Origin of the sequence: Thermohalobaculum sediminis (assembly GCF_023487995.1) — a bacterium.
Taxonomy (GTDB): Bacteria; Pseudomonadota; Alphaproteobacteria; order Rhodobacterales; family Rhodobacteraceae; genus Thermohalobaculum; species Thermohalobaculum sediminis.
The window spans coordinates 360565-382865 of sequence record NZ_JAMFKN010000001.1; the positions used below are offsets into that span (position 1 = coordinate 360565).

General features: G+C 71.2%; 28 protein-coding genes. 15 read left to right on the forward strand and 13 right to left on the reverse strand.

Annotation, left to right across the window (positions count from 1 at the left end; genetic code table 11):
• Positions 1–39 precede the first annotated feature (39 nt).
• The 4 genes from M1105_RS01680 (at position 40) to M1105_RS01695 (ending at position 2754) form a co-directional block, all read left to right on the forward strand.
• A complete protein-coding gene (locus M1105_RS01680; RefSeq protein WP_249578612.1) occupies positions 40–471 on the forward strand; it encodes a cupin domain-containing protein in 432 nt (143 codons plus the stop codon).
• A gap of 117 nt (positions 472–588) precedes the next feature.
• Positions 589–1335: a hypothetical protein gene (locus M1105_RS01685; protein ID WP_249578613.1), complete on the forward strand. Its 747-nt coding sequence runs from the start codon at positions 589–591 to the stop codon at positions 1333–1335.
• Positions 1328–2056, forward strand: coding sequence for a hypothetical protein (locus M1105_RS01690; RefSeq protein ID WP_249578614.1), 729 nt, complete (start codon positions 1328–1330; stop codon positions 2054–2056). The genes M1105_RS01685 and M1105_RS01690 overlap by 8 nt, the downstream gene beginning before the upstream one ends.
• A gap of 59 nt (positions 2057–2115) precedes the next feature.
• The gene (locus M1105_RS01695; protein WP_249578615.1) at positions 2116–2754 is read left to right on the forward strand and encodes a thiamine phosphate synthase; all 639 of its coding nucleotides are present in this window, start codon (positions 2116–2118) and stop codon (positions 2752–2754) included.
• 263 nt (positions 2755–3017) lie between these two features.
• On the opposite strand, the gene M1105_RS01700 is transcribed toward M1105_RS01695, so the two are convergent.
• The 4 genes from M1105_RS01700 to M1105_RS01715 all read right to left on the reverse strand — a co-directional run bounded on the left by M1105_RS01700 (position 3018) and on the right by M1105_RS01715 (position 6609).
• Positions 3018–4364, reverse strand: a complete 1347-nt coding sequence (locus tag M1105_RS01700; protein WP_249579033.1) for a glutamine synthetase family protein — start codon at positions 4362–4364, stop codon at positions 3018–3020.
• A 204-nt stretch (positions 4365–4568) separates the two neighbouring features.
• The gene (locus tag M1105_RS01705; RefSeq protein WP_249578616.1) at positions 4569–5408 is read right to left on the reverse strand and encodes a lysophospholipid acyltransferase family protein; all 840 of its coding nucleotides are present in this window, start codon (positions 5406–5408) and stop codon (positions 4569–4571) included.
• Positions 5409–5438: 30 nt separating this feature from the next.
• Positions 5439–6245 carry a GNAT family N-acetyltransferase gene (locus tag M1105_RS01710; RefSeq protein ID WP_249578617.1) on the reverse strand — a complete coding sequence of 269 codons (807 nt, stop codon included), beginning with the start codon at positions 6243–6245 and terminating at the stop codon, positions 5439–5441.
• Between the two features lie 172 nt (positions 6246–6417).
• Complete coding sequence (locus M1105_RS01715) at positions 6418–6609, reverse strand: DUF3553 domain-containing protein (protein ID WP_249578618.1); 192 nt, start codon at positions 6607–6609, stop codon at positions 6418–6420.
• Between the two features lie 90 nt (positions 6610–6699).
• Here M1105_RS01715 and M1105_RS01720 point away from each other — a divergent pair, with 90 nt between their 5' ends.
• Positions 6700–7320 carry a histidine phosphotransferase family protein gene (locus tag M1105_RS01720; protein WP_249578619.1) on the forward strand — a complete coding sequence of 207 codons (621 nt, stop codon included), beginning with the start codon at positions 6700–6702 and terminating at the stop codon, positions 7318–7320.
• A 10-nt stretch (positions 7321–7330) separates the two neighbouring features.
• Here M1105_RS01720 and M1105_RS01725 read toward each other — a convergent pair whose 3' ends face one another.
• Together M1105_RS01725 and gmk are read right to left on the reverse strand one after the other, a co-directional pair.
• Entirely contained in the window at positions 7331–7858 is a 528-nt protein-coding gene (locus M1105_RS01725) for a gamma carbonic anhydrase family protein (RefSeq protein ID WP_249578620.1), read from the reverse strand.
• On the reverse strand, positions 7855–8514 hold the full coding sequence (gmk, locus tag M1105_RS01730; RefSeq protein WP_249578621.1) for a guanylate kinase: 660 nt from the start codon (positions 8512–8514) through the stop codon (positions 7855–7857). The genes M1105_RS01725 and gmk overlap by 4 nt, the downstream gene beginning before the upstream one ends.
• A gap of 272 nt (positions 8515–8786) precedes the next feature.
• Here gmk and M1105_RS01735 point away from each other — a divergent pair, with 272 nt between their 5' ends.
• A complete protein-coding gene (locus M1105_RS01735) occupies positions 8787–9512 on the forward strand; it encodes a PAS domain-containing protein (protein ID WP_249578622.1) in 726 nt (241 codons plus the stop codon).
• Between the two features lie 22 nt (positions 9513–9534).
• Here the strand turns inward: M1105_RS01735 and M1105_RS01740 are convergent, their stop codons facing one another.
• The 4 genes from M1105_RS01740 to M1105_RS01755 form a co-directional block, all read right to left on the reverse strand.
• A complete protein-coding gene (locus tag M1105_RS01740) occupies positions 9535–10188 on the reverse strand; it encodes a DUF1638 domain-containing protein (RefSeq protein ID WP_249578623.1) in 654 nt (217 codons plus the stop codon).
• 74 nt (positions 10189–10262) lie between these two features.
• A complete protein-coding gene (locus tag M1105_RS01745; RefSeq protein ID WP_249578624.1) occupies positions 10263–10967 on the reverse strand; it encodes a corrinoid protein in 705 nt (234 codons plus the stop codon).
• 205 nt (positions 10968–11172) lie between these two features.
• Positions 11173–12186: a betaine--homocysteine S-methyltransferase gene (bmt, locus tag M1105_RS01750; RefSeq protein WP_249578625.1), complete on the reverse strand. Its 1014-nt coding sequence runs from the start codon at positions 12184–12186 to the stop codon at positions 11173–11175.
• A gap of 104 nt (positions 12187–12290) precedes the next feature.
• Positions 12291–12719, reverse strand: a complete 429-nt coding sequence (locus M1105_RS01755; RefSeq protein WP_249578626.1) for a SufE family protein — start codon at positions 12717–12719, stop codon at positions 12291–12293.
• A 176-nt stretch (positions 12720–12895) separates the two neighbouring features.
• Here M1105_RS01755 and M1105_RS01760 point away from each other — a divergent pair, with 176 nt between their 5' ends.
• The gene (locus M1105_RS01760) at positions 12896–13342 is read left to right on the forward strand and encodes a hypothetical protein (RefSeq protein ID WP_249578627.1); all 447 of its coding nucleotides are present in this window, start codon (positions 12896–12898) and stop codon (positions 13340–13342) included.
• A 44-nt stretch (positions 13343–13386) separates the two neighbouring features.
• Here the strand turns inward: M1105_RS01760 and rnd are convergent, their stop codons facing one another.
• Complete coding sequence (gene rnd, locus M1105_RS01765) at positions 13387–14556, reverse strand: ribonuclease D (RefSeq protein WP_249578628.1); 1170 nt, start codon at positions 14554–14556, stop codon at positions 13387–13389.
• A 150-nt stretch (positions 14557–14706) separates the two neighbouring features.
• Between rnd and M1105_RS01770 the strand changes: the two genes are divergently transcribed.
• From M1105_RS01770 to M1105_RS01805, 8 genes are all read left to right on the forward strand, one after another.
• Positions 14707–15351 (forward strand): ParA family protein, encoded by a 645-nt coding sequence (locus M1105_RS01770; RefSeq protein WP_249578629.1) that lies wholly within the window; start codon positions 14707–14709, stop codon positions 15349–15351.
• Between the two features lie 80 nt (positions 15352–15431).
• Entirely contained in the window at positions 15432–16070 is a 639-nt protein-coding gene (locus tag M1105_RS01775) for an OmpA family protein (RefSeq protein WP_249578630.1), read from the forward strand.
• Positions 16071–16213: 143 nt separating this feature from the next.
• Positions 16214–16894: a CPBP family intramembrane glutamic endopeptidase gene (locus M1105_RS01780; protein WP_249578631.1), complete on the forward strand. Its 681-nt coding sequence runs from the start codon at positions 16214–16216 to the stop codon at positions 16892–16894.
• 94 nt (positions 16895–16988) lie between these two features.
• Positions 16989–18773: an aspartate--tRNA ligase gene (aspS, locus tag M1105_RS01785; protein WP_249578632.1), complete on the forward strand. Its 1785-nt coding sequence runs from the start codon at positions 16989–16991 to the stop codon at positions 18771–18773.
• A 279-nt stretch (positions 18774–19052) separates the two neighbouring features.
• Complete coding sequence (locus M1105_RS01790; RefSeq protein WP_249578633.1) at positions 19053–19751, forward strand: GNAT family N-acetyltransferase; 699 nt, start codon at positions 19053–19055, stop codon at positions 19749–19751.
• Between the two features lie 11 nt (positions 19752–19762).
• A complete protein-coding gene (locus M1105_RS01795) occupies positions 19763–20350 on the forward strand; it encodes a nitroreductase family protein (RefSeq protein ID WP_249578634.1) in 588 nt (195 codons plus the stop codon).
• Positions 20341–21033: an EI24 domain-containing protein gene (locus tag M1105_RS01800; RefSeq protein WP_249578635.1), complete on the forward strand. Its 693-nt coding sequence runs from the start codon at positions 20341–20343 to the stop codon at positions 21031–21033. The genes M1105_RS01795 and M1105_RS01800 overlap by 10 nt, the downstream gene beginning before the upstream one ends.
• A gap of 15 nt (positions 21034–21048) precedes the next feature.
• Complete coding sequence (locus M1105_RS01805; protein ID WP_249578636.1) at positions 21049–21651, forward strand: hypothetical protein; 603 nt, start codon at positions 21049–21051, stop codon at positions 21649–21651.
• Here M1105_RS01805 and M1105_RS01810 read toward each other — a convergent pair.
• Together M1105_RS01810 and mce are read right to left on the reverse strand one after the other, a co-directional pair.
• On the reverse strand, positions 21605–21877 hold the full coding sequence (locus M1105_RS01810; RefSeq protein ID WP_249578637.1) for a DUF1467 family protein: 273 nt from the start codon (positions 21875–21877) through the stop codon (positions 21605–21607). The two genes, M1105_RS01805 and M1105_RS01810, sit on opposite strands and share 47 nt — an antisense overlap.
• Before the next feature lies 1 nt (position 21878).
• A complete protein-coding gene (gene mce, locus M1105_RS01815) occupies positions 21879–22283 on the reverse strand; it encodes a methylmalonyl-CoA epimerase (protein WP_249578638.1) in 405 nt (134 codons plus the stop codon).
• Between the last annotated feature and the right edge of the window lie 18 nt (positions 22284–22301).

A 22301-nucleotide genomic window follows, 5' to 3' on the forward strand; every position in this document is an offset into this window, starting at 1 on the left:
ACCCCGCCGCCCGGCACGGCACGCCCGCGGGAGCGCCGCATGACCGACCCCCGCCGCCTGATCGAGAGCCTCGGCCTCGCGCCCCATCCCGAGGGCGGCTGGTATCGCGAGACATGGCGCGCCGACGCGGGCGCGGGCGGACGAGCGGCGGGGACCGCGATCTATTACCTGCTTGAGGCCGGCGAGGTCAGCCACTGGCACCGGGTAGACGCGGCCGAGATCTGGCACTGGTATGCCGGCGCGGCGCTCGGGCTCAGCCTCTCGCCGGACGGGCGGGGCGCCGAGACCATGATCCTCGGCCCCGGCATCGAGGCGGGCGCGCGCCCGCAGCGCCTCGTCCCCGCCGGATGGTGGCAATCCGCCCGCTCGCTGGGCGCCTACACGCTGGTGGGCTGCACCGTCGCGCCGGGCTTCGAGTTCGCAGGATTCGAGATGGCGCCCCCCGGCTGGAGCCCCGACACCACCGACTGACGCCCTCCCGCGCTCACGGCACCGCACGCCGGCTCCCGAGGTGTTGAACGCCCGCCGTCATGCGTCCGTGGCCGTTCGCAGGTATGGTGAATCCCGAACGCCACGCCGAGCGAGACGATGTACGCACCCGCGATCCGCTGCCCCATCGGCTATTGCCTAACCGACCCGGAGGGCGGTTTCGCCTTCCAGCCGCCGCGCACCGTCTTCTCGACACGCGCCCGACCGCTGGGGATGCGGGCAATCCAGAACTGCCCCGCCGTCAACGGCATCGAGCGGCAACTGGTCGAGATCCCCTCGCCCGTCGGCCTGCGGCTGCGGCTCGCCAAGGGGCCGCAGGGCGGCTTCGGCATCCAGGTTGTCGAGCAGGGCACCTTCATGCAACCCGACAAGCTCCAGTCGATGCTGGTGGTCCAGCCGCCGGCGCGCTGGCGCCACCCGAAGCGGCCGGTGATGCGGCTGCGCCTGCCGTTTTTCCTCGTGACCGACGAGCCCTGCATCGCGTCGCAACTTCCGCCCTTCCTCGGCCCCTCGATCCGGCGCTGGCCGGGCACGGTGGTGGCGGGGCGCTGGCCGCTCACGCTTTGGCCGCAAGACCTCGCCTGGGCCTTCGAGTGGGACGACCCCGCGCAGGACCTAGTGCTGAAGCAGGGCGAGCCGCTCTGCCTCATGCTGTTCGAGTTCAACTCGCCCGAGAAGCGGCCCGAGATGGTCGAGGCGGCGCTCACGCCCGAACTCGAGGAATATCGCCTCGGGATGCAGGGCATCCACCACATCACCGACCGGATCGAGGAGGTCTGGGAGATGGCGCACGCCCGCAGGCCCGGGCGCCTGCTCGTGCCCGTGGCCGAGACGCTGGATGCCTGAGCCCGTCGCCGTGCCGGTCGGCTGGCGCAACTCGTCCCCGCAGGCGTCTCTCGCTTTCTTCCCGCCCCGGCCGCTGGGCGAGGCGGCGGCGGGGGTGGCGCTGCCCGGCCTGCCGGCCGAGGGGCTGGGGAGGCGCCTCGTGCGCATCCGCGCGCCCTACGACCTGCGGCTGCGCCTCTCGCCCCCCGCGGTCCGGCCGGTGCAGGTGGGCCGCGTGCCGAAGGACAGCACGCTCAGCGAGGACGGCTTCCGCGGGCTGGTGACGCCCATCAAGCCCTCGGCGCAGCGCGACCCGGACACGGTGGCGGTGCAGGTCGCGCTGAACCTGTTCTTCGTCTGCGACGAGGACTGCACACTGCACCTGATGCCGCCGTTCCTCAGTCCGAACTTCCGCCACTGGCCGGGCCCCATCGTCTGCGGCCGCTTCCCGCTGAAAAGCTGGCCGCGCCCGCTCAACGCGGTGCTGGAATGGCAGGATCGCAGCCGCGACTGGGTGATCCGCCGCGGCGACGACCTCGCCTATGTGCTGTTCGCCTTCGACGACCCCACCAAGGTTCCCGCGCTGACCGAAGCCGCGCTCACCCCCGCCCTGCGCCGCCACGTCGCGCAGGTTGACAATGTGAGTTCCTTCGGACGCAATGTCGGCCCGATGTTCGCCGAGGCCGAACGCCGCCGTCCCGCGCGCCTCCTGGTCCCGAAGCGCATCGGCCACACCGACTGAAACCCCGGGCCGGCCGCCTTTCCCGCGCCGGCCTTCGACGCGCCGAAGATCAGGACCCCATGACCCAGGAAGCGGAGGCCGCGCGCCTCTACCTCGTCACCCCCGCCAGCTTGGACCCCGAAACCCACCTCGCCGCACTCGCACCGATGCTCGCGACCGGCGCCGTCGCCTGCCTGCGGCTCGACCTCGGCGAAGGCCCCGGCGAGGACGCCTGGATCCGGGCGGCGAACCACCTGATCGGCCCCTGCCACCAGGCCGACGTGGCCCTCGTCATCGCCGAGCATCACCGGCTGGTGCGACCGCTCGGGCTCGACGGCGTGCATCTCGGTCGCAGCCGCGCGACGATCCGCGAGCTGCGCAAGACGCTGGGCCGCGACGCGATCATCGGCGCCTTCGGCGGCGCCGAGCGCCACCGCGCGATGTCGCTGGCCGAGGCCGGGGCGGATTACGTCTCGCTCGGCCCGGTCCGGGTGCGCGGCGCGCTGGGCGACGGCGCCGCGGCGGGGGACGAGCTGTTCGACTGGTGGTCCGAGATGATCGAGACCCCCTGCGTCGCGGAAGGGGGCGTCACCCTCGACGACGCGCGTCGCCTCGGCGCGCGCGCCGACTTCGTCGTGCCCGACCCCGCGCTGATCTGGGACAGCCCCGACCCGGCCGCCGCGCTGCGCGGCTTCGCGGACGCCCTGCGCGGGGCTTGATCGGCACGACCGCCCGCCTCGGCGCGAGGGTGCCGCGCCCTGCCCCGCCCTGGCGCGCCTCGCACGGCCCGACCTGAGCGTGCGCCGACCGGGGAACACAGGCGCGCCCCTCCTCGGGGCCTCGGCGTGCAGGCGTGTGCGACAGGGCTCCGGGCCGCGCGATCGGGCTCAGCCCGCCACGCCGGCAATGGCGCGCGTACCGGCGGCGCAGCCGGCGGCGGCGTGGCGCGGGCTCGATGCCCGCGCCGCGACGGCTCTGGGGCTCAGACGTTCAGCAGCAGGTGCTCGCGCTCCCACGGGCTGATCACGCGCATGAACTCCTCGAATTCATGCACCTTCACGGCGGCGTAGAGGTCCGAGAAGCCCTTGCCCAGAACGTCGCGCAACGGCTCGCAGCGCCGGAACTCCTCGACCGCGTCCAGAAGGCCATAGGGCAGCTCGCGCGGGCGCTCGTAGCTGTCCGAGACGATCTCGCCGCGCGGCTCGACCCGCTGCACGAGGCCCAAATACCCCGCCGCCAGCGTCCCCGCGATGGCGAGGTAGGGGTTCGCGTCTGCGCCCACCACCCGGTTCTCGACCCGCCGCGCCGCGGGGGGCGAGATCGGCACCCTCAGCCCGGTGGTGCGGTTGTCGCGTCCCCAGTCGAGGTTGATCGGCGCCGTGATCCCCGGCACGAGGCGGCGATAGCTGTTCACATAGGGCGCCATCAGGCAGCAGGCGGCCTTGAGATACGCCTGCTGGCCGCCGATGAAGTGGTGGAAGGCGTCCGACGGGCTGCCATCCTCGTTCGAGAACAGGTTGTCGCCGGTCGCGCGCACCACCACGCTCTGGTGGATGTGCATGGCCGAGCCCGGCTGCTCCTCCATCGGCTTGGCCATGAAGGTGGCATAGCAGCCGCAGCGCAGCGCCGCCTCGCGGATCAGCCGCTTGAACAGGAACACCTGATCCGCCAGTTCCAGCGGGTCGCCGTGCCGCAGGTTGACCTCGAGCTGCGCCGCCCCCGCCTCCTGGATGATCGTGTCGATCTCGAGCCCCAGCGCCTCGGCATAGTCGTAGATATGCTCGATCACCGAGTCGTATTCATCGACCGCCGAGATCGAGTAGGCTTGGCTCTTCTGCGCCCGGCGGCCCGAGCGGCCCAGCGGCGGCTCCAGCGGATAATCGGGGTCGGTGTTGGGCTTGGTCAGGTAGAACTCGATCTCGGGCGCCACCACCGGCTGCCAGCCCTGCGCGTGATAGAGCCCCAGCACCCGGCGCAGCACCGAGCGGGGCGCGAACTCGACCAGCCGCCCCTCGCGGTCGGACACGTCGTGGATCACCTGCACCGAGCGGTCATTCGCCCATGGCACCGCGCGCATGGTCCCGTAGTCGGGCTTCAGCATCAGGTCGGCGTCGGTGTCGTAGGCCGCGAAATTCGCAATGTCCGGGTATCCCCCGGTGATCGTGAGGAAGAACAGCGAGGTCGGCAGGAAGGTCGGGTTGTCGCGGATGAACTTGGACGACGGCATCACCTTGCCGCGCCCGATGCCGGCGAAATCGGGGGTGACGCACTCGACCTCCTCGACCGCGTGATTACGCAGCCAGGCCGCGAGCTCGAGCGGCTCGGTCATGTCTGAGGGCGGCGAGACGCCAAGGCTGATCTCGGGCGAGGAAGGACCGCGCCGCGGAAGCTGCGACGTGCTGAAACTGTCGCTCATGGAAAACCTGCAAGGTTGTGAAAACTGCGCGACATTAGCACTGCCCCCCGGTGGGCTGGCAAGCGGGGCTTGAACCGGGCGCCGCGCCCTCCGGCTGCGAGGGGCCGACCGCGCCCGTCAGGCGGCGGGCGCCGGCGGCCCGCCCGCATGCCCTGCCACGACGATGCGCCCGGCATGCTCGGCCAGCGCCTTGCGGTCGGCGAAGTCGCCCGGGCGCACCGCGTCGTGGAAGATCACCTCGACCCGCCCCCGGCGCGAGCGGGCCATGACCTGCCAGACATGACCCTCGAAGCTCATGTCGCCCCACCAGCCGTAGAAGCTGGGCGGCACGCTGTCGCGCGGGTCGGGCAGGTAGCGGATCGTCACCGGCTGCACCCAGAGCTCGGCGCCGTGCCCATCGAGGAAGAACACCGAGAAGAGCGAGCTTTTGAACGGCAGCACCCGCAGCCCGTCGGTCGAGGTGCCCTCGGGGAAGAAGGCGAGGAGCTGCTTCGCCGCGATGCGCTCGCGCAGGATCTCCTCCTGCCGCTTGGCGTGGCTGCGGCGGCGCTCGATGAACACCGTGCCGGTCACGCGGGTGATGAAGCCAACCAGCGGCCAGTCGCGCACTTCCGATTTCGCCACGAAATAGATCAGCGTGACCGCCCTCAGCGCGAGGATGTCGATCCACGAGCAGTGGTTCGCCACCAGCGCGCCCGCCGTCACCGGCCGCCCCTCGACCCTCAGCTGCAGGCCCGTGAGCCACAGGCCACCCCGCGCCCATAGCCGCGCCAGCGCGAAGTGGAAGGTCACCCACCGCCCCAGCACGGCCCGCATCGCGCGCCCGACCAGGAACAGGCCGAGGATCGTGGCCGTCAGCGTCACCATCGCCACCAGGCGCAGGCCGGCGCGTAGCGTCTCGACGCCGGTCAGGGGCGCTAGGTGCTCGGGCTCGGCTCCCCTCCAGGTGCTCGACATGTCGCGCTCGCGCCCCGGCCCCGTGCCCGCTCAGTCCGCGACGGGGGCCGCGCTGCCGGGCTTCTTCTCCTGCGAATAGAAGGTGCGGTAGCGCTGCACCATGCGCGCCGTGTCCATGATAAGGCAGACGTCGATGGTGTTGAAATCCCAGTCGATATAGGCGCCCTCGCCGACGAAGCCGCCAAGCCTGAGATAGGCCTTGATGAGCGCGGGGATCTGGCGCAGCGCCTCGATCCGGTCGACCTCGCCGGGCGGCAGGATGTTCATCGGCGTGGAGTGCGTGGGCACGGCGCGCACCCGCAGATCCTCGGGCGCGAGGTGGTTGTAGTGCAGGTAGCTCAGCGCCTGCGCGATCGCGCCCGTGTCGGTGCCGTGGAAGCTCGCAACCCCGAACAGGATCGAGACGTCGTGCTCGGCCACGTAATGCCCCAGCCCCGTCCACAGCAGGTGCATTCCGGTCCCGCCCCGATATGCCGAATCGACGCAGGAGCGTCCAAGTTCAAGGGTTTCCCGCGGATAGTGCAGAAACAGGTCGAGGTCGTATTCCTGCGCGCCATAGAAGCCGATGCCCCCGCGCGCCACCGAGCCGCGCATGACCCGGTAGACCCCCACCACGCCGCGCTCGAGATCGGGATCCGCGCATTCGCGATCGATCAGCAGCAGATGGTCGAAATAGGGGTCGAAGCGGTCGCGCTCGCGCCGGCCGGCGGCATCCTCGGGCGCGGCGGTGGCGCCCATCTCCTCGACGAAGACGCGGTATCGCAGGCGCTGTGCCGCGGCGACGTCCTCGTCGCAGTCCGCCAGTCGAACGACGAAGCGGCCGGCATCGACATACATCCGCGGTGATCTCCCAGGTCGTCCGACACTCTCCCGTCGGCCGTCTTGTCGCGCCGCCGTCCGGTTGGCGGACACTATGGGCAATGTGACGGCTGTGCAACCGTCACGCATGGCGCCCCCGGGCGGCCGCCAGCGCGCTTAACGCTTCGTTCAGCTTTTGCGGCGACCCCGATCAGGCGCGGTCGGGCTCGACAAGGTCGAGCGGCAGATCCGCGCCTTGCAGGACCACCTTGCCGCGGTTCTCGAAATTGACGGTGACGCGCTGGCCGATGATCGATTGCACCTGGCCGATGCCCCAATCGGGCTCGGCGGCATGGCGGACGAGGGCGCCCACTTCTATGAATGGATCGAGCATGAGGTCCATGTAGCGCGGACCGCACCGCGCCGCCAGCACCGCGCGCCGGAGGCCGGCATCCGCGCCGGCAGAGGCCGCGGGAACGAGGGGAGCAACGCGATGAACGAGAGCGCGCTGGCGGAGATCGTTGCCGCCCGGATCTGTCACGATCTCGTGAGCCCGGTGGGGGCGATCGGCAACGCCGCCGACCTGATCGACGAACTGTCACACGCCGACATCGGCGAGGAACTAAGCCTGATCCGCGATTCCTCGGCGCGGGCGGCGTCGATGCTGCGGCTGCACCGGCTGGCCTTCGGGACAGCCGGCGATGGCGGCGGCATGGCGCGCGACGCGCTGCAACGGACCGTGGGCGCGGTGCTCGAGGATGCGCGCGTGACCATGCGCTGGACCGGGCTCGAGGGCCCGCCGCTGCGGCTCGCCGCCGCACGCGGCGTCGCGCTGATGGCGCTGGCGGGGCGCTGCCTGCTGGGGATGCGCGGCCGGATCTCGGTGACCATGGCGCTCGACACAGCCTGGCCGGTGGGCGTGGCAGCCGAGGGCGAGGGCGCGGCGCTCGATGCCGACGCCGAGGCCTGGCTCGCCGGCCTGCCCATGCAGCGCCTGCCCGAGCCGCGGCGGGTCGAGCTTGCCCTGCTGGCGCCCGTGCTGCGCGGGGCGGGCGCGCGCCTGGCCGTGCGAAGCGCGCCCGGCCTCGTGCTTGTCACCGCGCTGCCGAACTGACGCCCGCGCCTCAGAGCGTGCCGAAGCCGTCGAGATAGCGCCGGATGCGCCGCCGGTAGACCGCGGCCGCCTCGCGCAGCCCCTCGATCGCTGCGGCGTCGAGCGTGCGGACCACCCGGGCGGGCTGGCCCAGCACCATCGAATGGTCGGGGATCTCCTTGCCCTCGGTCACCAGCGCGTTCGCCCCGATCAGGCAGCCGCGGCCAATTCGCGCGCCGTTCAGCACCACCGCGCCCATGCCGATCAGCGAGCCGTCGCCGATGGTGCAGCCATGCAGGATCGCACCATGCCCGACGGTCACCTCGGCGCCGATGGTCAGCGGAAAGCCGGGATCGGTGTGGCAGACCGCGCCGTCCTGGATGTTCGTCCCCTCGCCGACCACGATGGGCTCGTTGTCGCCGCGCAGGACAGCGTTGAACCAGACGCTCGAGCCCTCGTGGAGCGTCACCTGGCCGATCAGCCGAGCGCCCGGCGCGAGGTAGATCTCGCCCGAGGCGGGAAGGACGGGGCTGTGGCCGTCGAGGGAATAGAGGGTCATCCGAAGAGCTCCTGAAACTCACGATTCAGTGAGTCGATATGTCCGACGAGAGCGCGCTGGCGGGGGCGGCGCAAGCGTTCGGCCGCAACGATTGTTTCAATCTGAGAATAGCACAGATCCAGATCGTCATTGATCAGGACGTAGTCGTACTCGGCCCAATGGCTGATCTCGGCCTGCGACTTGGCCATGCGGCGCGCGATCACCGCGTCGTCGTCCTGACCGCGGTGGCGCAGGCGGCGCTCGAGCTCGGCGATCGAGGGCGGAAGGATGAAGACGCTGACCACCGCGAAGCCCAGCGCCGAGTCGCGCAGCTGCTGGGTGCCCTGCCAGTCGACGTCGAACAACACGTCGCGCCCGGCGGCGATGGCCGCCTCGACCGGCGCGCGCGGGGTGCCGTAGTGATGGTCGAAGACCCGCGCGTGCTCGAGCATCCCGCCGGCCTCGGCCATCGCGCGAAAGCGAGCGAGATCAACGAAATGGTAATCCTTTCCGTCGATCTCGCCCGGCCGCATGGGGCGCGTCGTCGCCGAGATCGACAGCACGAAGGACGCATCCCCCGCCAGCAGCCGGCGCGACAGGGTCGACTTGCCGGCACCCGACGGCGAGGAAAGGACGAAGAGCAGTCCCTGGCGCTCGGGGTCGGGCGTGGCAGGCATTCGCGGGTCTCGCTCGCTGGAAGGAACCGGGGGAGTGGCCGCCGTGGCCCGTGGACCCCGGCGGCGCGGAGATTGCGCGCAGCCGCCGCCCGGGTCAACACCCGCGCGCCCGCGAGGGGCCCGCATGGCCATCCGTGCCCGGCGCTCGCGGCCGGCGGCATTGTCTCGATTTGAGGCATCGCCCGCGCTTGGACTCGTGGTTGCAAAAGAGTAAAGTCGTCGCGAGGGTGGTGTACGCTTTTTCGAACGTTCAAGACGGTTGCGTGAGTTTCATGGGATACCTGACCCGGAATAATTCGTCGATTCTGCACCCCGAGATCCGTGCGCTTGAGGCGTACTGGCAGGACCTGCGGGCGGGACGCGCATGCCCGTACCGCGCCGAGGTCGATCCGCGCGACATTCCGTCGAAGATCGGCCACCTGTTCATTCTCGAGGATGTGGGGCTTGGCAATATGCGGTTCCGCATCTGCGGGACGGCGCTGGCGGACTCGTTCGGCATGGAGCTGCGAGGGATGCCCGTCGGCGCCATCATGGACATCGGCGCGCGCCAGAGTCTGATCGAACTGCTCCGCGAGACGCTGGCGGAACCGGGCGTGGGCCATGCCCGCATGCGCCGCGCGGACGGGCGCCACGAGGCGTGGGAGATCGTCTTCCTCCCGCTCCGCAGCGACAACGGCCGGGTCGACCGCGTGATCGGGGCGCTCCACTGCCTCGAGGACGGCGCCGCGCGCTCGGGCAACCAGCCGCTGCGCTTCACCATCGACGCGATGTCGGTGGCCCCCGTCGAGATCACCGTCGAGGCGCGCGAGAACACGGCCTATGGTGGCGGCTTCACCGAAGGCGGCGCGACCTTCGCGGCCCGTCCGGGCGTCATGCCGCGCGGCGCGGCGAGGCGCGGGCTGGTCGCGATCGCGGGCGGGCTCGAGGCCGGAACCGCGGGCGGGGGCGACGGCCCCGAACGGCCACGGCCGCGGTTGCGGCTCGTCTCCGACACCTGAAAAATGCGCGCGCGGGGCGCGCTCAGCCCCGCATCGCGGCCGCGACGAAGGCCGCAAGATCGCCATATCCCGTGACCCGTTTCTCGAGCCCGAGCCCGAGGCGCAGGGCCGCCTCGCGCGCCCGCGCCTCAAGCGCAGGGTCATCGGTCTGCGCGAGATAGACGACGCGGTCGTAATTCCCGAAATAGAGATCGCGCAGTTCCGGGTGCCGGTCGAGCCCGAGGCCCCGCCACACCAGCGCATCGAACTGGCGGGCAAGGAAGTCGGTCAGGTAGAAGGCGCCGATCTCGGCGTCCGCGCGCGCGGCGAAGGCGTCGTTCCCGTCGAAGAAGCTGTAGCAGTGGGGGCCTGCGATGCGCTCGACCCCCTCCTCAGCGCAGACGCGGTCGAGAAGCCCGCCCGTCCCGCAATCGGCGTAGACGACGTGGATGGCCTCGTAGCCCTCGGCGCGGGCCCGGCGGATGCGGGCGCGGACGGCCTCGGGGATCACGGCGGGCGTGTTGTGGAGCCTCGCGGGCAGGCAGGCGAGGTCGAGATGCGTCCAGCGGTTGGCGCGGCCGACTGCCAGGATCTCGCGCGCCAGTGCGCCGCAGGCGATCAGCAGCACGCGGCCCCTGCCCCGCAGCTCGAGGCCGGCCTCGGTCAGGGTCTCGTCGTCGGGCAGCGGCTGCGTCATCACCGGACCTCGTCCCGCGCGCGCCCCTGGCGCCCCCGCCGCGCGCGGGCGCCCTCGCGGCTCGCCCGCGGGCCTCAGCCCGCGGCGATGGCGCGGTTGTGCTTGCGGGCCATGAAGCTCTTGGCCGTCTCGACCGCCACCGCGGCGTCGCGGCAATAGGCGTCAGCGCCGATCGCCTTGCCGAACTCCTCGTTCAGCGGCGCCCCGCCGACCAGCACGACATAATCGTCGCGGATGCCCTTTTCCTTCATGGTGTCGATCACGACCTTCATGTAGGGCATGGTCGTCGTCAGCAGCGCCGACATGCCAAGGATGTCGGGCTGGTGCTTCTCGATCGCCTCGAGATAGTTCTCGACCGGGTTGTTGATGCCGAGGTCGTAGACCTCGAAGCCCGCGCCCTCCATCATCATCGACACGAGGTTCTTGCCGATGTCGTGGATGTCGCCCTTGACGGTACCGATCACCATGGTGCCAAGCCGCGGCGCCCCGGTTTCGGCCAGCAGGGGTTTCAGCACGCCCATGCCCGCCTTCATGGCGTTGGCGGCCAGCAGGACCTCCGGGACGAACAGGATGCCGTCGCGGAAGTCGATGCCGACGATCCGCATCCCCTCGACCAGCGCCTTGGTGAGCACGTCGTAGGGCGTCCAGCCACGCCCGAGCAGGATGTTCACGCCCTCGACGATCTCGTCCTTGAGGCCGTCATAGAGGTCGTCGTGCATCTGCTGGACAAGCTCCTCGTCGTCCAGTTCGCTCAGGATGATGTCGTCTTCCTCGGCCAAGGCTCGATCTCCCCGGGATGAATCCTCGCACGCCGCGGCGCGCTTCCTGCTGCCTTATGCGGTATATGCCCCGCGCGCGGCTCCGAGAAAACCGTCATTCGCCGGTGACAAACCGACAGACTGCGACGCGGCGTGTCGCGCGCGCCGCACGGCAGTGGCCTTGCGGGCCCGGTCCGGCGGGTCGGCGCGGCCGCGGCGCCCGGGCTCAGCCGCGGCGGCGCCGGCGGCGGCCCTCGGCGCCCTCGCCCGTCGCCTCGGTCCCGTCGCTGGCCGAGCTGAACTCGCCAAGCCGGGCGCGGATCTCGTCGAGGCTCGGCCGCCCGTCCCGCTCGTGGCCCTCGAGTGCCGCGCGCATCGCGCGCAGGTGCTCGGCCTTGGTGCCGCAGCAGCCGCCGATCAGCCGCGCGCCCGCGTCGCGCGCCAGCCGCGCGTAATCGGCCATCAGCTCGGGCGTGCCGTCGTAATGGATGTGGCCATCGACGTATTTCGGGATGCCGGCATTGGCCTTGGCGATGACGATGGCATCGGGCGCGGCCTCGGTGATGCCCAGCACGGTGCGCAGAAGGTCCGACGCCCCGGTGCCGCAGTTCGCGCCGATCGCGATTGGCCGCGCCGCCAGATCCGGCGCGATCTCGGCATAGTGCCGGCTGGTCACGCCCATCATGGTGCGGCCCGCGGTGTCGAAGCTCAGCGTCGCGCAGAGCGGCGCGCCCTTGTTGGCGGCGGCCTCGGCCAGCGCGCGCAACTCCTCCTCGGACGAGATCGTCTCGCCCCAGATCACGTCGGCGCCGCCGGCCATAAGGCCCTCGATCTGCTCCTCGAAGGCCGCGACCGCGTCGGCGTGGCTCAGCGAGCCCACGGGCTCGAGGATCTCGCCCGTCGGCCCGACCGAGCCCGCGACGATCACCTTGCGGCCCGCCTTGTCGGCGACCTCGCGGGCCAGTTCGGCGGCGCGCTTGTTGAGTTCGAAGACCCGGTCCTCGGCATGGTGCAGCTTGAGCCGGTAGCGCGAGCCGCCGAAGGAATTGGTCAGGATCACGTCGGCGCCGGCATCGACGAAGCCCTGGTGCAGCGCCTTGATCTTCCCCGGCTCGGTGACGTTCCACAGTTCGGGCGCGTCGCCCGACATCAGGCCCATCTCGAACAGGTTGGTCCCCGTGGCGCCGTCCAGCAGCAGCCACTCGCGCGTGGCAAGAAGATCGGTGAGAGCGTTGGTCATGGGCGTCGGGCCTCGCAGGCGCGTGATTCGGGGGGTGGGGACTATAGCGTCCTCCTCTCCAGGCCCAAGGGCAAGGATCGGGTTCGGCCGCAGCGGCGGGCGGGTCAGGCGGCGGCGCGGGTCAGATCACCGATGCGCCCGATCATCGCCTTGAGCCCGTTCGAGCGCTGGGTCGAGAGATGCTGCTCGAGCCCGAGGCGCGCAAGCTCGCGCGGCGCATCGACCGCCGCCGCCTCGCGCAGCGGCAGGCCCGAATAGAGCGCGTGCAGGATCGCGATCAGGCCGCGCACGATCATCGCGTCCGAATCGCCCCGGAAGTCGAGCCGCGCCACACCGTCCGGCCCCTCGGTCACCGAGGGCACCAGCCACACCTGGCTCGCGCAGCCCTCGACCTTGTGGGCCGGGATCTTCTGCGCGTCGTCGAGCGGCGCCATCTCGCGGCCAAGCTCGATGACATAGCGGTAGCGGTCCTCCCAATCGTCGAAAAGCTCGAAGTTCTCGGCGATTTCCTCGAACCGGGGCTGGGCGGTCATGCGTCGTCTCCGTGGCTCTGGCCCTTCATCTAGCGATGCCCGCCCCTCGCGTCCAGTGCAGCCCCCCGGCGCGCCGGCCGCTGCCGTGCCCAGCCCGCCATCTGGGAATTCCCTTTCCGCGCGGCGCCACTTATGGTCCATCGCGATGCCGTAAAGTCACTGGAGGCAAGGCCCGCATGCGTCTGCGTCGATTCCCGTCTCTCCTCGCCGCGGCGGCGCTTGGCGCCATGGTCGGCGGCTGCAGCCTGTTCGGCGGCGACGAGCCCGAAGCCGAGGCGCAGGCGGCCCTTGCCGCGCGCCAGCCGGTGCCGGTCCAGGCGCTGCGCAACATCGAGATCGGACGCACCCGCGACGGCTATGCGATCAGCGCCTTCGGCACCGCGCCGACCACCGGCTATGGCGGCGCCAGCCTGCGCGCCCGGCGCGAGGGGCAGCCGGCGCCCGACGGCTATCTCGATTTCGACTTCGTCGCGATCCCGCCCGACCCCGCGCTCAACATGCCGCAGGGCACCATCGACGCGCGCGCCATCCGAGCCGACGCCCAGCTTCCGGCGTCGCGGCTGCGCGGCGTGGCGGGGCTGAGGGTCCACAGCCTGACGAACTCGGGACAGGTGGATTTCTGAGCGGCGCGGGCCGCGGGGACGCATCCCGCCGGTCCGCCGGGCGCTCAGCCGAACTCGAACACCTCGACCCCGCCGGGCCGGGCCACCAGGCCAAGCTGCCCGGCGACGAGCCGCAGCGCGTCCTCGCCGAACACCTCGCGCCGCCAGCCCCGCAGAAGCGGCAGGTCGGGGTTGTCCTCGCCCGCCAGCGCGTCGAGGTCCGAGGTCGAGGCGATCAGCTTCGCGGCAATCCCCAGCGCGTCGGCGCGCGCCTTGAGGAACACCCGCAGAAGGTCGGCCACCGCCGCCGAGCCCTCGCGCCGCCGGGGCGGCGGCGGCAAGGTCGGGCGCCGGTCGGCCGGGCAGGCGATCCCCTCGGCCACCGCGCCCAGGATCGCGGCGGCGAAATCGGGCTTGCGCGCCTCGCGCTGCACCAGCCGCAGCTTGCCGAGGTCGTCGGGTGTGCGCGGGCGGGCGACCGCGATCTCGAGCAGCGCGTCGTCCTTCAGGAGCCGCTGGCGCGGCACGTCGCGGGCCTGCGCCTCACGTTCTCGCCACGCCGCCAGCGCGGCCACCACGGCAAGGAAGGCCGGGCTGTTCGAGCGCGCCTTGACGCGCTTCCAGGCGTCCTCGGGCCGGGTGATGTAGGTCTCGGGGTCGGTGAGGATCGCCATCTCCTCGGCCACCCAGTGCGCTCGGCCCGACTTCTCCAGCCGCGTCGAAAGCGCCTCGTAGATCGTGCGCAGATGCGTCACGTCCCCCAGCGCGTAGGCAAGCTGCTTGTCGCTGAGCGGGCGCCGCGCCCAGTCGGTGAAGCGCGAGGACTTGTCGAGCTCGGCCTTGGCGACGCGGCGCACCAGGGTCTCGTAGCCCACCTGCTCGCCGAACCCCAGCACCATGGCCGCGACCTGGCTGTCGAACATCGGCTGCGGGATGACGCCGCCCAGATGGTGGAAGATCTCGATGTCCTGCCGCGCCGCGTGGAACACCTTGACCACGCCCTGATCGGCCATCAGCGCGAACAGCGGCGCGAGCTCGATCTTCTGGGCCAGCGGGTCGATCAGCGCCGCGACCTCCGGGTCGTCGCCGCTCGCGGGCGCGGCAAGCTGCACCAGGCATAGCTGCGACCAGAAGGTGCGCTCGCGCATGAACTCGGTATCGACCGTCACATAGGGGCCGCGGGCGCAGCGGGCGCAGAGCGCGGCGAGATCGTCTGTCGTGGTAATCACCTGCATGGGCGCGATGATTAACGCGCCGCGCGGGCGCTGTCGCGGGTTTCTTTCGCGGTGCCTTCCATTCGCCGCGGGGTCGGCTAGGCTTGGGGCAATTCTGTCACAAGACCCTTTCCCGCGCGCCGGGAGCCAGCCGCACAAAGGGGGGCGCCGATGCAGACGGTGCTGATCGCGAACCGCAAGGGCGGTGTCGGCAAGACGCTGGTCGCGGTGACGCTGGCAAGCGCGCTCGCGGCCCGGGGCGCGCGGGTGACGCTGGCCGATGCCGACCGCCAGCAGTCCGCGATGGGCTGGCTCGCGCGCCGCCCCGCCACCGCCCCCGCGATCCGCGGCGTGAGCTGGGAGAAGGCGGGCGACATCGGCGAGACGCCGAAGAAGACCGACTGGCTGGTGATCGACGCGCCGGGCGCGCTCAGGGGCAACCGCGCCGAGGCGCTGATCGCCGAGGCCCGCGCGGTCGTCGTGCCAGTGCAGCCCGGGGTCTTCGACCTCGAGTCGACGACCCGCTTCCTCGACGAGATCGACGAGATCAAGCGGGTGCGCAAGGGCAAGGTAGCACTGCACCTCCTCGTCAACCGCGTCCGCGCGCAGAGCCGCGCGGGGCGCGAGCTCGAGGCCGCGCTGGCCGGCATGGGGCGCGCAGCCCTCGCCTGGATCCCCGAGCGCACGGCTCATGCCGAGTTGGCGGCGCAGGGTCTCGGCGCGTTCGACGCGAGGAACCGCCGACGGAGCCGGGCGTTGGAAGCGTTGCAGGCACAGTGGGCACCGCTTCTGGCGGCGCTCGGCGAGCCCGTATAGAGTTCACCGTGACCGCGGGGGGCCGCCAGCGGCGCGGCCCCGCATCGCGTGCATCCAAGCTGGAGAGGGAGCTTCCCCGAATGAAAAAGACCCTGATTGCCCTGACCTGCTGCACCGCCCTCGTCGCCTGCGAGACGGTCGACCAGAACCCGCGCACAGCCGCGGGAGCCGCGGGCGGCGCGCTCGCCGGTGCCGCGCTGGGCACGCTGGTGGGCGGCAACGACTACCGCAACGCGCTGGTGGGCGCGGGCATCGGCCTTCTTGCCGGCGCCGCGGTGGGCCAGTATCTCGACAGCCAGAAGCGCGAGCTCGAGCGCGACCTCCAGGGGACCGGCGCCGACGTCTACCAGCAGGGCGATGCGCTCTATGTCAGCCTGCCCGAGAACGTGACCTTCCGCACAGGCTCGGCCGAGCTGCAGCCCGGCTTCTACCCGATCATCTCGGACGTCGCGCGCACCCTCCAGCGCTATCCGCAGAGCTATGTGGACGTGATCGGCCACACCGACTCGGTGGGGTCGGACGCGTCGAACCAGGCCCTGTCGGACCGGCGCGCCAACACCGTGGCGACCGAACTGCGCGCGCGCGGCATCACGCCCTCGCGCATCTCGGCCTATGGCGTCGGCGAAAGCCAGCCGATCGCCTCGAACGAGACGCCCGAGGGCCGCGCCCAGAACCGCCGCGTCGAGATCCGCATCACGCCCGCGACCGAGCGGAGCTGAGGCCAGGGACGCACCGGGGACCAGAGGGGCGCCCCCGCGGGCGCCCCTTCGCGTTCCGGCCCGCCGCGCGCAATCGCGCGACCGCGCCCGCGACGCGCGCAGGCGGCTTGAAGCGGCAGGGGCGCCGGGACATATCCACCGGCATGAGCGAGGTCCTCACGTCCAGCGCCGCGGCGGCGGCACCCACACCCGCGCGGCGCGCCCGCCTCTGGGCCGAGTTCCTCGCGCTCTTCGTCGGCACACCGCTCCTGATGGTCGCGTTCTTCGGCCAGTATCCGCTGTTCCCGGTGCTGATCGGGCTTTCCGGGGCATCGGTGATCCTGCTCGCCTTCACGCCCGGCTTCCGTTTCCGCGAGCTGATCGAGGGGCCGGTGCTCTACGAGTGGCGCCTCATCCTCGGCTTCTCGGTGCTGGTCGCGCTGGCCTGCGCCGCCGTCGCGCTGATCATGGTGCCCGAGCGCTTCCTCGAACTGCCGCGCCACCGGCCCGAGCTGTGGCTGGCGATCATGCTGGCCTATCCCATCGCCTCGGTCCTGCCGCAGGAGCTGATCTTCCGCCCCCTGTTCTTCCGCCGCTATGGCGTGCTGTTTCCCAATGTCGGCACGGCGGTGGTGGCGAACGCGGCGGCCTTCGGGCTGGGGCACCTGTTCTTCCTCAACTGGATCACCATTTCGATGACCGCCATCGGCGGCGCGGTGTTCGCCTGGGCCTACATGCGGCACCGCTCGTTCCTGCTCGCCTGCCTTCTGCACGCGGTGGCGGGGCAGATCGTGTTCACCACCGGGCTGGGGATCTTCTTCTACCACGGGGCGATCATGCGCTGAGGCGGTCCCCGCGCGCCCCTTGACAGCCCGGCCCCGAACGCGGTCTATCGCGCCCCGACCCCTGCCCGCTCGGCACGCCCCGGAGGACGATGAGATGCACGCCTATCGCAGCCATACCTGCGCCGCGCTGAACAAGGCGCATGTCGGTGACGAGGTGCGCCTCTCCGGCTGGGTACACCGGGTGCGCGACCATGGCGGCGTGCTGTTCATCGACCTGCGCGACCATTACGGCATCACGCAGGTGATCGCCGACCCCGACAGCCCCGCCTTCGCCGCGGCCGAGAAGGTCCGCAGCGAGTGGGTGATCCGCGTCGATGGCGTGGTCAAGGCCCGCGGAGCCGAGCTGGTGAACCCCAAGATCACGACTGGCGAGATCGAGGTCTATGCCCGCGAGCTCGAGGTCCTGAGCGCCGCCGAGGAGTTGCCGCTGCCGGTGTTCGGGGAGGTGGACTACCCCGAGGAAACCCGCCTGCGCTACCGCTTCCTCGACCTGCGCCGCGAGAAGCTGCACCAGAACATCATGCTGCGCGCGGGCGTGATCGCCTCGATCCGCCGGCGCATGACCGAGCAGGGCTTCACCGAGTTCCAGACGCCGATCCTGACCGCCTCGTCGCCCGAGGGCGCGCGCGACTTCCTCGTGCCCTCGCGCCTGCACCCCGGCAAGTTCTACGCGCTGCCGCAGGCGCCGCAGCAGTTCAAGCAGCTCTGCATGATCGCGGGCTTCGACCGCTATTTCCAGATCGCCCCCTGCTTCCGCGACGAGGACCCCCGCGCCGACCGCTCGCCCGGCGAGTTCTACCAGCTCGACATGGAGATGAGCTTCGTCGAGCAGGAGGACGTCTTCCAGGCCATCGAGCCGGTGATGCGCGGCATCTTCGAGGAATTTGGCGGCGGCCGCCCGGTGACGAAGGTGTTCCCTCGCATCCCTTACGCCGAGGCGATGCTGAAATACGGCTCGGACAAGCCCGACCTGCGCAACCCGATCGAGATGCAGGTGGTGTCGGAACACTTCGCGGGGTCGGGCTTCAAGATCTTCGCGCAGATGCTCGAGAGCCCCGGGAACGAGGTCCGCGCGATCCCCGCCCCCAAGGGCGGCAGCCGCGCCTTCTGCGACCGCATGAACGCCTGGGCGCAGAAACAGGGCCTGCCGGGGATGGGCTATATCTTCTGGCGTGAGGAAGGCGGCGCCGTCGTCGGCGCGGGCCCCGTGGCCAAGAACATCGGCGACGAGCGGACCGAGGCGATCCGCACCCAGCTCGGCCTCGGCGCGGGCGATGCCGCCTTCTTCCTCGCCGGCAAGCCCGCGTCGTTCCTCGACGTGGCGGGCCGCGCGCGCAACGTGATCTGGGCCGAGACCCAGCCCAACGACGACTGGAAGGCCGAGTTCAAGTTCTGCTGGATCGTCGATTTCCCGATGTACGAGTGGGACGAGGAGACCAGGACTCTCGACTTCTCGCACAACCCGTTCTCGATGCCGCAAGGCGGGCTCGAAGCGCTGGAAAAGCTCGACCCGCTCGACATCAAGGGCTTCCAGTACGACATCGTCTGCAACGGGGTGGAACTCTCGTCCGGCGCGATCCGGAACCACAAGCCCGAGATCATGTACAAGGCCTTCGAGATCGTGGGCCATGACCGCGCCTTCGTGGACAGCCATTTCGGCGGCATGATCAGCGCCTTCAAGTTCGGCGCCCCCCCGCATGGCGGTATCGCGCCCGGCATCGACCGGATCGTGATGCTGCTGGCGGACGCCGAGAACATCCGAGAGGTCATCATGTTCCCGATGAACCAGCGCGCCGAGGACCTTATGATGGGCGCCCCGTCGGAGGTCACCGCCCAGCAGTTGCGGGAGCTTGGCCTGCGCCTGATGCCGCGCGAGTGAGGCGGAGCGCGGCGCGTCCGGCGCCGCTCGCAGGGCGCACCGCGCCCTCCCGTCGCGCGCTGCCCCGGCCTCGGGTGCCGGGGCAGCGCGGGGATACCTGCGGGGCCGCGCAGGAAATCTGCGGCGGGCACATCGGACCGGCACGCGCGGCATCGGCGCGCAGCGCCGCCGGCTCGCAGGCCGGCGACCGCTTCGCCCCCGGCTCGCATTCCCGCAGGGGCTGGACCTTCCCGACCGCCTCGCCATAGTGACGGGGTCCGAATCCGGAGGTGCCAACCCGTGACCGCCACGCAGCAACCGACCGGCGCGCCCCTGCCCGGCTGGACCCCGCCTCTCGCGCCCGGGCGGCGCGTCATGCAGGGCCGGCTGGTGCGGCTCGAGCCGCTGACGGTGGACCATGCGGCCGCCCTCCACGCCGCCAATACCTCGGCCGAGAACTGGACCTACCTGCCCTACGGCCCCTTCGCCACGCTCGCGGCCTACGAGGACTGGGTGAGCGAGATGAGCCGCCACCCCGATCCCCTGTTCTACGCCATCGTCGACAATGCCGAGGGCCCCTTGGGCGTCGCCTCATACCTGCGCATCGCGCCCGCCTCGGGCTCGATCGAGGTCGGGCACATCAACTTCTCGCCCCGCCTTCAGGGCCGCCCCGGTGCCACCGAGGCGATGTTCCTGATGATGGCCTGGGCCTTCGAGGCGGGCTATCGGCGCTACGAGTGGAAATGCGACGCGCTGAACGCCCCTTCGCGCCGGGCGGCGCTGCGGCTTGGCCTGTCCTACGAGGGGGTCTTCCGGCAGGCCACAGTGGTCAAGGGCCGCAACCGTGACACCGCCTGGTATGCCTCGATCGACGCCGAATGGCCCGTGCTGAAGGCCGCCTTCGAGACCTGGCTCGACCCCGCCAATTTTGACGCCGAGGGCCGCCAGCGCCGGCGGCTGTCGGACCTCACCCGCCCGATCCTCGTCGCCACCGGCTGACCGGAGAGACCATGCCCGAGCCCACCCGCCTGCACGCGCGCCCCGAGGTGCTCGACTTCCTGCTGACCCGCCGCTCGCGGCCCGCGAAGACGCTGGCGGACGAGGGACCGGGGCGCGAGGTACTCGTCACCCTGCTCACCGCGGCCGCGCGCTGCCCCGATCACGGCAAGCTCGAGCCCTGGCGCTTCGTGGTGATCGCGGGCGATGCGCGCGCGCGGGTGGCGCAGGCCGCGCGCGACCGGGCCGGAGCGCTGGGCCTCGACACGGCGGCCGTGGACAAGACCGCCGCCGCCTTCGCGCAAGGCGCGGTGATCGTGGCCGTCATCGCCTCGCCCAAGGCTTCCGACAAGATCCCTGACTGGGAGCAGACGATGTCCGCCGGCGCCGTGTGCCTCTCGCTGCTGAACGCGGCGCTCGCGGCGGGCTGGGGGGCGAACTGGCTGACCGGGCCGCTGGCGCGCGACGCGGCCTTCCTGGGCGCCACGCTGGGCGCCGCACCCGGCGAGTGGGTCGCGGGCTTCGTCCATATTGGCCGCGAGACCCTCGTGCCGGCCGACCGGCCCCGCCCGGACACCGAGGCACTGACCACATGGCTCTGATCGGCGATTTCCTCAAGGCGCTGGCGCAGCTGGGGGACCGGCGGTTCCTCGGCGTGCTGGGGATGTCGCTGGGGCTGACGCTTGGGCTGCTGGTGCTGTTCGCCGCCGGGGCGGGCTGGGTCGCGGGCTTCCTGCCCCAGACGCTGCATCTGCCGCTGGTGGGCGAGGTCGGCCTGCCGGTCGCGGGGTTGCAGGGGCTCGCGGCGGGGGCGGTGCTGTTTGCCTCGTCCTTCCTGATGATCCCGGTCGCGGCGGCCTTCGTGAACCTGTTCCTCGACCGCATCGCCGACGCGGTCGAGCGCAAGCACTACCCCGAGCTTGCCGACACGCCGGGCGCGGGGATCCTTGCCAGCGCCCTCTCGGCACTGCGCTTCACCGCGGTGGTGGTGGCGGTGAACATCGCGGGCCTCGTGGTCTATCTGCTCTCGGGACCGCTTGCGCCCTTCGTCTTCGTCGCGGTCAACGGCTACCTGCTGGGGCGCGAGTATTTCCAGCTCGTCGCCGAGCGCCACATGCAGCCGCGCGAGGCCGAGGCGCTGCGCCGCCGCCACTGGCTGCGGGCATGGATCGCGGGGACGCTGATGACCGTGCCGCTGACGGTGCCGGTGCTGAACCTGATCGTGCCGGTGCTGGGCGTCGCCACATTCACCCATCAAGTCCACCGCCTGCGGATGCGCGGCTGAGGGGGAGCGGGCGGGATGGCGACGCCGCAGGAGCCCGCCGTCGTCGAGATCCGGCTCCGCACGCTGGGCCAGCTCTTCGAGTCGCTCGACCCCTCGCCCTTTCACGAGCGCGACCTCGACCGGCAGGCCGAGGCCTACGTCATGGGCTGGGCGCGCGAACTGCCACGCCACGCGCCGCTGGTGCTGCGCATCCACCTGCCGCCGCCCGAGGCGGCCGAGGCCCGGGCCGCCGACCTGGGCACCGCCGTCGCCAACCATTTCACCACCGTCGCCGCGAGCGCCGAGGCCGAGCGGCGCGATCTGTTCCGGCTGGGCTGGCGCTATCTCGCGATCAGCCTGCCGCTTCTCGCCGTCTGCCTCGTGCTCGCCCGCGTCGCCACGGCCGTGATGGGCGACGGGCCGATGGCCGAGTTCGTCTCGACCGGACTCGCGATCCTCGGCTGGGTTGTCTGCTGGAAGCCGCTCGAAACCCTGCTGTTCGACTGGCTGCCCGTCAGCCGCCGCCGCGACCTCGCGCGCCGCGTCGCCACCGCATCGGTCGAGATCGTCGAGAGCGCCCCGCCAGCGGGACTCAGGGCCGCGCCGGAGGCTCGATCCAGCTCAGATCGTCCAGCGTGACCACCTGGTATTCGATCACCCAGTAGATGAGCCCGAACAGCGCGGCTGCGACGATCGTGGTGATGATCGCCTTCTTGCGGAGCATGGGGTCGACGGGCGCGCTTTCGGGCGTGCCGGGCACGATCTCGCCCGCCTCGCGCTGGCTCACCTGCCACAGCGGGTTGACCATGTAGAACACCAGCGCCCAGACGATGGCGAAGAGCACGATGGCCGAGGTGATCGACATCTCAGACCTGCTCCAGCTCGACCAGCGTGCCGGTGAAGTCCTTGGGGTGCAGGAACAGCACCGGCTTGCCATGCGCGCCGATCTTCGGCTCGCCCGTCCCCAGCACGCGCGCGCCCGCGGCCGTCAGCCGGTCGCGCGCGGCGATGATGTCCTCGACCTCGTAGCAGATGTGATGGATGCCGCCCGACGGGTTCTTCTCGAGGAACCCCTTGATCGGCGAGTTCTCGCCCAGCGGATGCAGAAGCTCGATCTTGGTGTTGGGGAGCTCGATGAACACCACCGTCACGCCATGATCGGGCTCGTCCTGCGGCGCGCCGACCCTGGCGCCCAGCGTGTCGCGATACTGCGCCGCCGCCGCGTCGAGGTCGGGCACCGCGATCGCCACGTGGTTGAGCCTGCCGATCATCGCGTCCCTCCGAAACCG

Excerpts from the sequence above, each read along its gene's own strand:
- M1105_RS01680 (WP_249578612.1), top strand. The coding sequence starts at position 40 with ATGACCGACCCCCGCCGCCTGATCGAGAGCCTCGGCCTCGCGCCCCAT.
- M1105_RS01685 (WP_249578613.1), top strand. The coding sequence starts at position 589 with ATGTACGCACCCGCGATCCGCTGCCCCATCGGCTATTGCCTAACCGAC.
- M1105_RS01690 (WP_249578614.1), top strand. The coding sequence starts at position 1,328 with ATGCCTGAGCCCGTCGCCGTGCCGGTCGGCTGGCGCAACTCGTCCCCG.
- M1105_RS01695 (WP_249578615.1), top strand. The coding sequence starts at position 2,116 with ATGACCCAGGAAGCGGAGGCCGCGCGCCTCTACCTCGTCACCCCCGCC.
- M1105_RS01700 (WP_249579033.1), bottom strand. The coding sequence starts at position 4,364 with ATGACCGAGCCGCTCGAGCTCGCGGCCTGGCTGCGTAATCACGCGGTC.
- M1105_RS01705 (WP_249578616.1), bottom strand. The coding sequence starts at position 5,408 with ATGTCGAGCACCTGGAGGGGAGCCGAGCCCGAGCACCTAGCGCCCCTG.
- M1105_RS01710 (WP_249578617.1), bottom strand. The coding sequence starts at position 6,245 with ATGTATGTCGATGCCGGCCGCTTCGTCGTTCGACTGGCGGACTGCGAC.
- M1105_RS01715 (WP_249578618.1), bottom strand. The coding sequence starts at position 6,609 with ATGGACCTCATGCTCGATCCATTCATAGAAGTGGGCGCCCTCGTCCGC.
- M1105_RS01720 (WP_249578619.1), top strand. The coding sequence starts at position 6,700 with ATGAACGAGAGCGCGCTGGCGGAGATCGTTGCCGCCCGGATCTGTCAC.
- M1105_RS01725 (WP_249578620.1), bottom strand. The coding sequence starts at position 7,858 with ATGACCCTCTATTCCCTCGACGGCCACAGCCCCGTCCTTCCCGCCTCG.
- gmk (WP_249578621.1), bottom strand. The coding sequence starts at position 8,514 with ATGCCTGCCACGCCCGACCCCGAGCGCCAGGGACTGCTCTTCGTCCTT.
- M1105_RS01735 (WP_249578622.1), top strand. The coding sequence starts at position 8,787 with ATGGGATACCTGACCCGGAATAATTCGTCGATTCTGCACCCCGAGATC.
- M1105_RS01740 (WP_249578623.1), bottom strand. The coding sequence starts at position 10,188 with ATGACGCAGCCGCTGCCCGACGACGAGACCCTGACCGAGGCCGGCCTC.
- bmt (WP_249578625.1), bottom strand. The coding sequence starts at position 12,186 with ATGACCAACGCTCTCACCGATCTTCTTGCCACGCGCGAGTGGCTGCTG.
- M1105_RS01755 (WP_249578626.1), bottom strand. The coding sequence starts at position 12,719 with ATGACCGCCCAGCCCCGGTTCGAGGAAATCGCCGAGAACTTCGAGCTT.
- M1105_RS01760 (WP_249578627.1), top strand. The coding sequence starts at position 12,896 with ATGCGTCTGCGTCGATTCCCGTCTCTCCTCGCCGCGGCGGCGCTTGGC.
- rnd (WP_249578628.1), bottom strand. The coding sequence starts at position 14,556 with ATGCAGGTGATTACCACGACAGACGATCTCGCCGCGCTCTGCGCCCGC.
- M1105_RS01770 (WP_249578629.1), top strand. The coding sequence starts at position 14,707 with ATGCAGACGGTGCTGATCGCGAACCGCAAGGGCGGTGTCGGCAAGACG.
- M1105_RS01775 (WP_249578630.1), top strand. The coding sequence starts at position 15,432 with ATGAAAAAGACCCTGATTGCCCTGACCTGCTGCACCGCCCTCGTCGCC.
- M1105_RS01780 (WP_249578631.1), top strand. The coding sequence starts at position 16,214 with ATGAGCGAGGTCCTCACGTCCAGCGCCGCGGCGGCGGCACCCACACCC.
- aspS (WP_249578632.1), top strand. The coding sequence starts at position 16,989 with ATGCACGCCTATCGCAGCCATACCTGCGCCGCGCTGAACAAGGCGCAT.
- M1105_RS01795 (WP_249578634.1), top strand. The coding sequence starts at position 19,763 with ATGCCCGAGCCCACCCGCCTGCACGCGCGCCCCGAGGTGCTCGACTTC.
- M1105_RS01800 (WP_249578635.1), top strand. The coding sequence starts at position 20,341 with ATGGCTCTGATCGGCGATTTCCTCAAGGCGCTGGCGCAGCTGGGGGAC.
- M1105_RS01805 (WP_249578636.1), top strand. The coding sequence starts at position 21,049 with ATGGCGACGCCGCAGGAGCCCGCCGTCGTCGAGATCCGGCTCCGCACG.
- M1105_RS01810 (WP_249578637.1), bottom strand. The coding sequence starts at position 21,877 with ATGTCGATCACCTCGGCCATCGTGCTCTTCGCCATCGTCTGGGCGCTG.
- mce (WP_249578638.1), bottom strand. The coding sequence starts at position 22,283 with ATGATCGGCAGGCTCAACCACGTGGCGATCGCGGTGCCCGACCTCGAC.